Below are 10,502 nucleotides of genomic sequence, written 5' to 3'. Positions count from 1 at the left end.
TCACCATCAACAGCCAGGTTGCTGTTGCTTTTCTAAGCTGCCTGTGCGGCAGTGAACGGTTGTTCCGCTGTAGGAAGTCGCTAAATTAATTTTCTAAGCTGCCTGTGCGGCAGTGAACACTGACATGACAGTTTTAACTTACTGCTTAATTTTCTAAGCTGCCTGTGCGGCAGTGAACAATTGAACAATCGTTACCACCACCTTGTCATTTTTCTAAGCTGCCTGTGCGGCAGTGAACCCCTAACGGTAAGAGCTGGCATTATCGGAAGGTTTCTAAGCTGCCTGTGCGGCAGTGAACGTTGAAAGCATTTGGCGTACCCCTGTTTGGCATTTCTAAGCTGCCTGTGCGGCAGTGAACTGTTATTGAATTTCACGCCCGGGCGCAGTGGATTTCTAAGCTGCCTGTGCGGCAGTGAACGTGTGAACAATTATCTGATGGCTGATCTTGATTTTCTAAGCTGCCTGTGCGGCAGTGAACTCGTGAGCGAAACAGACTGGTTTCCTGTTGATTTTCTAAGCTGCCTGTGCGGCAGTGAACGGAGAGTTCGGAGCGTGGGCGGTCTCTACGCTTTTCTAAGCTGCCTGTGCGGCAGTGAACGGAATCTCTACCCCGGTTTGTCTTGGCTGGTATTTCTAAGCTGCCTGTGCGGCAGTGAACTATAAGTTTAATCGCAAAAAACCAGTTACAACAATGGCTTGGGAAAGAAAGAAGGTTTTACCCTTTCTTTTTTGGCCTTGCTGTAACCGGTTGATTTTTAATGTATTTTTAAATAACTATTTTTGAAAGGTCAAAAATAGGGTAAAGCACCTATTGTTCCCGCTTTAGCCAGTCCGTAAGGAGTGAAGGTAGGGTTTCCTGCTCTCTCTTCATCAACACAGGTCACAAACAGGCGAAACCGCTCTCCGCTGCTCAAACTTTTCACCCATATATACGGTGCCCTGGTGAGGCATGGTTGAACACCGGCTCTTTGTTCCCGCGCTTCGTCTACCGTAATTCCCTGCCGTTTGGCTGCGCGGCGTATCAGCCGTTCAGGGCTGGATTTCATTTGCAGCCTCTGAAAACGCACAAAACGCTCTACGTTTTCAGGCACAGTGCGGATAGATGTGATGTGCACATAATCGGTCAGCCTTGCCAGCCATTTGAGAATATCGAGCTTTTCCATTGCGGCATGGTCCGGGGCAAATATCCGCAACTTGCGTCCTAAGCGATGTTTCTCGGTATGAAATTCCGGGAAGGTTATACCAAAGGGTGAGAACCCTTCAGCATCCCTGTTTTCCACCAGTGCTATATGCACTTGCTGGAACACTTTTTCCCAAAGAAAGTGGTGGCCGATGTCATCACTGGGCAGCAGGGTCATATCAATATATACCTGCATTTTCACCTCTACTTGTCACTTTGGCCGAATACACCACCACGTACCAGTACGGCCATCACATAGTGCTGATCTTCCAGGCGAGGTAAGGCTTCACCGCGAGCCCAGTTGTCGAAAAGGGTGTAAAAATCCTGTTTCTCTTTCGGTGTTCGATAGGCTTTACCCAGGTTGGTCACAGCGCCATAGGGCTCAATCGCAATCGGTCCGGCACTTTCTTCGGCATTATCAAAATCAGGGTACCAGGTGTCGATCGTGCGCAGGGCATTTCCCAGTTTTTGGGAGTGCATGGCTGCTTTTCTGTCGTCATCGTAACTGTAGAGAATTTTACTTTTTTCTCCCTTCCCTTTATCCAGTACCAGCTCTTCACTTGGGTACACTTCCTGAGCCCGACCAACTTTGGCATAACAGGCAATGTCCAGCAGCAGGTAATCGTCTTCGCTGGCCAGAACAGTGGCGATACGCTCAGCCAGACTGTTGACGTTTGAGTCTTTGCTCTCAAAGTTGCGAAGGCTGAATTGTGTAGCGTCGAACACCCACTCCTGTTCGCTGCCTGTATTCAATACATTCACGACCACTTCTACAGCATCAACGCCAACCCTGTTACGCCACAGAAAGCGGCCATTGGCAATATTCAGTGCATAGCGACGAGCCAGCTCTTTATATCTCTGGGTTTCTGCATACTCGCAGGCGGCCTTGGCATAACTCTGCTTGAAAGTGGCGTTGTTGCAGGCAGAAGGTTTATGAATACCCCCCAGAACCTTGAGCGTGAAATGCAGTTTCAGCGTGTCCTGTTCAGGGCCTAATGAACAGGTGTCGACTGTTTGCAGGTTGGCTTTTTCAACTTCTGCGTTCAGCTTGGCAGGGTCACTTTTCACCGCAGCCTTTAAACGATTGGAAATGGTGCCACGCACGGATTTTTCCTGCAGGCACAACGGCTGTACCTCGCTGCGGCACTCCCAGCGGGTTCCATACATGTACCCGTCAGATGGTACGAGTTTTTTTTCAAATGCCAGAACTGAAGCGATGTTTTCTTTTTTAGCCATGGGGTAACTACTCCTTGATTATTCAAACTCACTGGCAATAGAGTTATCCATCGCGAGCATGGTGTCGGTGTTATGTTGTGTTTGCTGGCTTGCCTGCCCAGTGTCTTGCTGAGCTGCTTGCTGGCACAGATACAGACTCCTGGCTTTATCAAAATGGTAACGCCAGAGCATGTCATTGACCTGACCGAGGCGATAAGGCATTTTGAATTCACCGAGAGTCACTAGGCTTTCAGCAAAACGGTGGGGTGTGTCGGGGTCGCGCTGGTTCTTCGCATCACCTAAAGGGGTAATGCCATGGAAGCCTGTGGCGATGGGTACAATCCAGCCTGCGGGTTTACTTGGTTCACCTTCCTTGACCGGTTGCACCTTACGCTGGCTGGTCCAGCTGACATCACCGTTTTCATCTTTGTGGCTGCGATGATGTATCGCCAGATAATCGACCAGCGCATCCAGAGCGTCCTGCCCCTGCTCCATGGCCTCTGCCATTAAATCCCGGCGTTCCATCAGGGCGTAGCCCGGCATCAGCCTGCGTTTGAATAACGCCATGTCTTCTGGGTTACCATCTTCAATGGTGAGAGTTTCTGGTGGTGAAAACCTGAGAATATCGCCGCCTGCGAGTTTCATACTGGAATGCAGTAGGCGGGTTATCTGGTCATGCAGATTGCTGTTGTCGTCTGCATCCACCCCGGTCATATCGACAACCAGCGAAACATCCAGATGACAGCGGGCCTCTTCTATAAACGACGGCCTGACAGCATTGGAAGGGTTGCCCTTTTCTGTTTTGGGTTCCAGCGGGTTGCCGGTGCCAATAATAGAAGCCACAAAATCGTTAGGGCCCTGGTAGGTTTGTAAATCCATGGTGTGGCAAACCACGCCTGTGGCTTCAAACCGCACTGGCAGGCCAGCGGCATTGAGTTTTCGCTGCAGGGCATGCACCGCACCCAGCCAGGCGGTCATGGCCGGAAAACCTATGGTGTAGGGGCTGGAGAGCGCGTTGGCATTGTGAATGTGTATATGGGGCAGCAGTAACAACTTGCGTATGACACCACTCATCGCAGAACCTCCCGGTGTTGCTGAATCAGGTTCTTCATATGGCGGTGTTCAGCATCGCCGAGTTTGATGGCTTTTTTGCCTAATATTTTTTCGTAACCATGGAAGATAAACGTAACGGTTGATGCCTGAATATCCTCCAGCCAGTCATCGCTGCTTTTACGAATCTGTTCATGTTCCTCATCCCCCAAAAGCCAGATTTTCTGGGATTTCGGCAGGTGATGGTATTCGGGGTTGTATTGCTCGCTCGCAACGTCTTTCAGCTGCCACATACGCTCAACAATATAATCCAGAGCGCCAAGGTAAAACTCATCACGGGCAGCCCGCACACGTACATTGTTATCGTCTTTCTGGTAGAGAGTGTGCAGGTTCTGAAAGAGTTCCCGACAGTCGTGGTATCGAACGGACTGGCTGAAAAAGTCGTGCTTGGGGAAATGCATGGTGCGCTGTTTTAAAACAGGTGGCGCACTGAGTAATAAATGCGCTTTGCCGCTATTCTGGTTATTAAGAACACTGATATTCTGTGGCTTCGTACCGCCATAGCCAAGGGTCGTTAAACCGTAAATTTCGCGATAACCCTGTTGGTAATGTTCATTACTACGCTTTGCATCCCGCGCCCGCTTAACTTCATCACCAAAGCGCAAGGTGTCCAGGCGTTTGCGTAAATCAAAAACAATACCTGAGGGTGTTAAAAGCGATAACAAGTGGTAATCAGAATCGACAGGGAAATAAACCTGTTTGATTTTGGAACTGGTTATATTTTCTGAACCAGTTTCCGTCATAGCTAAAAAGCCATTTCTTAATTCGGTGTAACTTTCACTTTGAATAGAAAGCTGTTCTTTGGCTAATTCTGTATTCTCTTCTAAATGTTTCAGTAGGGGTCGACCATCTTCCAGTACCAAAGACAGGAACTTGTAAACATCCAAAGCTGCTGCATTACCTAAAGCATCATCCTGGACTTGTACATTACCACTGCGCAGGAAACCATCACTACGGGACTCTGCGCGAGCAATGATAGTCGTACTGTCACCATTCTTATTTTTCTTGGCGCCAGGATGAGTGAAGGTACAGGGATGGGTAGAAATGGAAATTTGGCCGGCTCGTCTGGCGGCCTTTGGTAGCCATTCCTCCAGTGAAAACTGGCGTTCACACTCACGATGAATCTCGTTAACCTGCCCGTCATCCATGGCGGGCTTTATGTTCTTCTTTAACCAGCCATCTTTTCTTTCTTTGAAAAAACTGGCAACTGCAGGATCTGGCATTATCGTGAGTTCCTTAGTAAACGATCATGTCAATCTACCTCACAACTCTCAGTAACACAAGATACACATACTTTTATATAAGGATGTATAGGTTTCTATTTATGTGCTCATTGAGATTGATGAAAGAAGTTATAGGTTAGATATAAGGAATGACTGTCTGTCGCTATATGGGATTGACCAGTCAATTTTGTATATACTGCCTCACCCCTGCTGAAAAGCAGCTTAGTAATATACATCCTTGTAAAATAGTGACCGTTAACTGCCGAACAGGCAGAAAGCAGGCGGCGAGAGTATCGCCGCCTGCTTTACAACTTATTCTCTTATGATTTTGACCAACCCCAACTGATCGTTATAGGCATATTGATTCGTCTCACTAAACCTGAAGCTCAATTCACCGTAACGCAGTGACATTCTACGCTTCGAATTTTCCTGCACGTCAGCCTCTTCTGCTAAAGCCTGCTCATAATCACGCTTCAGCCATAATCGGTTTTCCGCTTCAGCACTCAGTTGTGTACGCTGAATATTCAGTGCCGCTTCACGGTCTATCATCCATCCATCTTTGTCTTTTTCGCAGAAACGACAGGTGTCTAATTCATTGTCATAAACAAGGAATACTTTCATGCTTGGCGGGCCATCACGAAATGGCGTGAGTGCCTGCGGAACAGCCGTAAGAAACCAGGCTTCTTCCAGATAGCCCTTTAAATAACCTGGTCCGATCTGGGCGGGCTTGTTGGTAACAGGGCAGTTTGTCTTGCGGTAGTTGGTGAGCAGCCGGTGAGTGACTTCATGTTCAAGGTCTGCCAACTGTCCGGTATGATCGAGCCTTGATGGTTTCTGTATTCTCGGTACGGCATCCAGCCTCTGGCCGATGGCTTGCTCATCAATCAATGCGCTCAGGTTATGGGTTTTCAAGGTGAAGAATTCTTCAAACCCTGGCCGAAGGAAAACTCGTTCTTCCGGGCGGTGAATATTTTCAATGCCTTTCCAGTTGTATTGCAACAGACTGACATTCGGCTCGGTAATGGTTTTATTCCGGTGGCGCAGCACCCGCCCTGCCAGTTGAACAATTGAACGATACGACGAAGGCTCAACAACGGCCCAGTCAAAGTCATGATCTCTCCCGACTTCTTCTACTGGCGTGGCGACCAATACAAAGAGCAGTTGCTGGGTTCCAGTTGGAGTCTGGTCGAGGTGCTGACGAATAACAGGGTTACGGAACGCCTGTGGTTCTTCGCCTGCTTTCTCTTTGCGTTTGAGTACCTGATCAAGATGTTGCTCCTGCCGATGGCGCATAAGCAAAACCTGCTGGCTGTGGTAGGCCATAACGCGAACTTGTGTGTGTTCTGGCCATTCATGTTCCAGAAGAGACTGGCTAAGGCTCACGCAGGGCTGAATATTCGCCATACGCACCACACCAAACGATACGTTTATGCCTGTTTTGGTATCGGTTGTATGATGGCATTGGTGTTTGTGCAGAGCACTCTGGGCGATCAGTTCAAAATAGGTTTTCTGCTTTTCATCCTTTGCCTCAAGTACCGGCTGGCAACTGACAATATCAGCGCGGCGTTTGACCGGGGCTTTTTCGAGCTTTGCCACGCGTTTTTTTACAAACCCGGCATGGTGGTTTCGATAAGCGCTAATGGCTTGAAACAGCACTTGCTCATCGCTGGTTATCACCTGCGCATTGAATTCATCGATCCAGGCGCAACCAATGTGCTGACTGGCATTACGGGTTTTGCAGAACAGTTGCCAGCCATCCCGGTAGGCTTTGAAATAACCCTCTGCTAAATCCGGAGGAATGGTGGCCGAGGAGATCATCACTTTACGCCCCAGCATACCGGCAAGGTGAATAAGCCGACCAATAGCAATCAGATCATGTCCGGTAAAATCATCAACTTCATCGATCACCAGATCAGAAGACAACAGCCTTAGTGCTGGCAGAATATAACGGCCGCCACGTTTGGTTTCAGTGGCGGCCATCATGTGATCAATTGTGCAGGCCAGTACGGGGGCGTAGAGAAACTTTCTATCCCTGTCTGTGGTCAGAAGAGTTGTTAGCCCTTCTTCTGGCAGGGCACATTCAAAATCTACCTCTTCATCCAGCAAAGCTTCCTGAGACGCAGATCCACAGCTTTCAATTTTGCTTTCTTCTTGTTTATCCCTGGCTTGCTGGTGAAGCTCCATAACGGCACGGGAGCCAATTAATACAGCGAGTTCCGTGCTGTCCAACCCTATGCGATCCCGGTATTCGTCCCCTGTCTGCAAGGTGAGTGTTCGCAACCCGAGAGCGAGGATATAACGCAGGCTATTGGCATCCTCCGACAGTGCCCGCATAATTTTGGCATTCGCAAAGGTTTTGCCTTGGCCCGTGCCTGCCATGTTAACCGCAAAGAACCCGTGTCTTTTCTTCGGCTGTTCAGCTCGCCACTGCTTGATTTTCAGAACGGCTTTGTCCTGCCAGGCAAAAGCTGGCGGGCTTTTCTTTCTTAAGCTGGCGACATCCTTCGCCTGTGGTGGTTCATTTTCAAAAGCGGGCAGCAGCCAGGCATTACGGACACTTTGTTGGGCAACCCCCACCAAATGTTCATCCAGTTTTTGCTTCAGTTCTTTGGTTTCTGAATCGGTGTTTGCAAACAGGCCTGTGGTGTCCGGCCAGTTTTTGGCCGCATCCTGGGAGGAATATTTATGATCGCCCAGCATTAAGCACAGGCGCGCATGATGCAGGACAACCCGGTAACGGTTATCAGCCAGAATGGGCTGCACCTGTGGCTGGCAGGCCAGCAGTCGGTTGGACCATTTGGCCAGTGCCTGTTTCCAACGTTTGGATGAACTGATTAAGCCTTTCGGGAAAGTAAAACAGGCCTGCAGGCGAGCCTGGTACTCGGCTTCATCGTAGCGATTTTCATAGCCCCATTGGTGACTGGTACGCTTGAGAATGTCGCCTATGGACTCCGCCTTCTCTCCACGGGAATTTTTACACTGTTGTTTTGATGGCAAGGGTAAACGATGGTGAGAGACCACCAACCAGGCCACCAAGCTGGCAATTGGAGGCAGGTTCTCCATGGGTTTCGTGGGGTTATCGAGAAGTGAGGGTGAGAGCGCATTAAGAGCGCCTTCGTCCCATTCTCCTTTCGCCAGTGCCGTGAGCCAGCCGCTGTCGTCGTTCCCATCTGTTGTATGGTGTTTGACCAAAGCATTCAGCAGCAAACAGGATATCCATTCATGACGAATAGGGTCACCTTTGAATTTCTGTTTGCTGTTAGGTTGGAGTTTATTCTGAAACAGCTTACTGGCCTTGCCCCAGTCATGCAGAATCGCGGCAATGCCGGTTAAGGCTTGAATGAGCGGCAGGTCATGCCAGTCACTTTCTGCTGAATGATTCAGTAATGGCCTGTTGGTACTGTTCACGGGGACGACACCGGTTGAATCAAATTTGTCCCGCTGTCCGACAATCCACACCAACTCACTGCGTGCACGGGAACGAGTCCAGTGGCAACTGACGGCGGTGTTTTTACTGGCTGTTTTACGGAGAAGTTTTTTAACGGCGTTTAACCCATCCTGGGTCATCACTGTTTGCCAGACGTTGTCGCCAATCCGGTTAGCAAAAGCATCCAGTACCCGGCGGGTTTTCTTCAGGGCGTTTTTTTCACACTGTGAAACAAAAGTCACCATCATAACGTTTGGCTTCCTGTCGTATCCCAGTCGGTATGCATAGCGACGGTTTTCACTTGCTCAAACATAAAATCCAGGGATTTATGATCGGTGAAGGCCTGCAAACATTGCTGGCGGAATTCCTGTTCACTGGCTCCTTCTTTGGCGCAAATAAATGCCCAAGGCAGTATGAGAGTATCTTTAATCAGGTCGGCCACATCAAACACCAGAGCCCCACGCCGTGTTTTCCCATGCATGACTGCAAAACCGTGGGGAATACCCAGCACCCAGAGTGTGGTCGCAGCGAGCCCATAGGCCAGGTAATTACCATGATTCAAAAAGCTGTTAGCGGTGTCTTCAGCGGTGCGCTCCCGGGTGAAGTCTCCATAGCCCGTGCTGTTGACCGCCACTTTGTAGAGCTGTTTGGTCAGTCGGGCTTCAATCTGCATTAATTCGCTGGAACTGCGGGCTTTGTTGGTTTGCCGGATGAAATTTGTAAGCGCAGTTTCTATATGAGGATCAGCGCTGTTAAAGCCTTCAGTGATCAGCTCCCGGTCTTTACCCCAGATAGTACGCAGGTAGTCTATCCGCCCCTGCTGGAAGAGTTTTGCTGCTTGTAGACGTTTGTTGTCATCAAACCAAAAACTCATCCAGCCTTGTAAGTATTCTGTAGGGCGATATTCACTCTGTGGTGTTAACCATTCTACTTCCGCTGCCATTAATAATGGCGTTCCTCCCCCCCCGGTAAAACCTACAAGTACGCCAGCGGAAGCCAGCATCCGCATCGCGGCCTGAGTAATTGATGTACCTGTGCCCAGTAAAAGACAGGTTGTATTGGCTATAGGAATATTCCAGTACTGGTTGGCAGTTTTAGCTTTTGTAAGAAAAAGAACACGCCCATCCTTCTGCATGACCCGGCATTTTTCCAGATAATAGATATTGGCGCGTTTGGAATGAAGAATAGCTTTAAGGTCTGTTAAGGCTTCCTGCACTGGAATTACCCACGTCTATAGGAATGATGAAGGAATTATTGAGATAGTGTATCGCTGCGTTAGTTCATGGCTATTTGCATAGTGTTTATAGATTGCTCACCTCCACTCCGGCATCTGCTGTTCATGCTTCAAGTGCAGGCGCTGCCGAATAACACCCTCAAACACATCATCCAGTGTTCGGTTCTGAATTCCCGGCAACGAAGCCGTAGCCTCGGTATAAAACCGGGATTCATGTCCAGTCTCGGTATACCCGCGTTCCCACCATCCCAGAATTCTATCTTTGGAGCCAGGGAGCAGCTCACCAGCTGGTAGCTTGTTACTCTTTTTCCCGTTAGCCGTTTCCGTGGCTGGCATCAGGTTCCACAAATCATTATTGAACCAGTTGGCATAGGGGAAACAGTGATCAATTTCGTATTTCTTGCGTGCTAAGGAATCCCCCGTCCATACACACTCTGGGGCTATATGGCTTGTGCGCATGCACTCAACAATAGTGCGGACTTCGCTGGTGGAGCGAATATCGTTCTTCCAGGTTAATGCGTCATGAAGTTCACCCAACCTTACCGTCTCTCCCTGCTTGCGGTGGTAAGTCATCATGATCTGACACCATTCATTATTAATGGCTGGCTCAATCCAGCAGGCATAGTGAGTCATAGCATCCCACAGGTGTGTGGGTACCTGAAACTCACCAAAAGCACTGAGAGAGGGTAAATCGATATTCAGGTTACCGGTGTTGCGCAAGGTGCTGCTGGTGCTGGGAAATACCGGATCACTGCTGTTCGGTAGAGTCAGAAACCTGGCTGGCATGGTTTTTAGGGTGTTGCGGGCATCCCGCAGAGCATGGAACAACGTGCTCGCTCTGGAGCCTGCCAGTGATGCGCCAAAACGTAAATCATGGCCAATATCTCCCAGCCCACGAAAACCTTCTTTGGCAAAACCACAGCCTTGATTACCCGGTTGCTGTCGGTATTGATTGTCCAGCAATAACGGTTTAAAAATTTTAGCTATAGCGATTACGACAGTCGTCGAACCCTTTCCGCGATCCGTTTTGCCTTGAAAGGAAATACCCGGACTCACAAGCTCAGACTCAGCCGGGTTTTGCACCGTGATCAAAGCAGTAAAACGTCCGTCAGT

At 49.2% G+C, this 10,502-nt stretch carries 7 protein-coding genes and 1 CRISPR repeat array; all 7 genes read right to left on the bottom strand.

The genetic code is table 11. From position 1 onward, the window contains the following. Positions 1–29: 29 nt before the first annotated feature. Positions 30–658: a CRISPR direct-repeat array (repeat unit 28 nt; unit sequence TTTCTAAGCTGCCTGTGCGGCAGTGAAC). Between the two features lie 130 nt (positions 659–788). After that, entirely contained in the window at positions 789–1,376 is a 588-nt protein-coding gene (cas6f, locus tag QMA35_RS19730; protein WP_281648864.1) for a type I-F CRISPR-associated endoribonuclease Cas6/Csy4, read from the bottom strand. An 8-nt stretch (positions 1,377–1,384) separates the two neighbouring features. Next, the gene (gene csy3 / locus QMA35_RS19725) at positions 1,385–2,416 is read right to left on the bottom strand and encodes a type I-F CRISPR-associated protein Csy3 (protein ID WP_281648863.1); all 1,032 of its coding nucleotides are present in this window, start codon (positions 2,414–2,416) and stop codon (positions 1,385–1,387) included. An 18-nt stretch (positions 2,417–2,434) separates the two neighbouring features. Next, complete coding sequence (csy2, locus tag QMA35_RS19720) at positions 2,435–3,469, bottom strand: type I-F CRISPR-associated protein Csy2 (protein ID WP_281648862.1); 1,035 nt, start codon at positions 3,467–3,469, stop codon at positions 2,435–2,437. Continuing rightward, a complete protein-coding gene (csy1, locus tag QMA35_RS19715; RefSeq protein WP_281648861.1) occupies positions 3,466–4,728 on the bottom strand; it encodes a type I-F CRISPR-associated protein Csy1 in 1,263 nt (420 codons plus the stop codon). Before csy1 ends, csy2 begins: the two co-directional genes overlap by 4 nt. Positions 4,729–5,040: 312 nt before the next feature. After that, positions 5,041–8,403, bottom strand: a complete 3,363-nt coding sequence (gene cas3f / locus QMA35_RS19710) for a type I-F CRISPR-associated helicase Cas3f (protein WP_281648860.1) — start codon at positions 8,401–8,403, stop codon at positions 5,041–5,043. Beyond that, a complete protein-coding gene (gene cas1f / locus QMA35_RS19705) occupies positions 8,400–9,371 on the bottom strand; it encodes a type I-F CRISPR-associated endonuclease Cas1f (RefSeq protein WP_281648859.1) in 972 nt (323 codons plus the stop codon). Before cas1f ends, cas3f begins: the two co-directional genes overlap by 4 nt. A gap of 96 nt (positions 9,372–9,467) precedes the next feature. Next, positions 9,468–10,502, bottom strand: a 1,035-nt coding sequence (locus QMA35_RS19700) for an HNH endonuclease domain-containing protein (RefSeq protein WP_281648858.1), incomplete at its 5' end; no start/stop codon positions are given.

The organism is Parendozoicomonas sp. Alg238-R29 (genome assembly GCF_947331445.1).
In the GTDB taxonomy this organism is placed as follows: Bacteria; Pseudomonadota; Gammaproteobacteria; order Pseudomonadales; family Endozoicomonadaceae; genus Sansalvadorimonas.
This window is presented reverse-complemented; position numbering and strand designations above follow the sequence as displayed.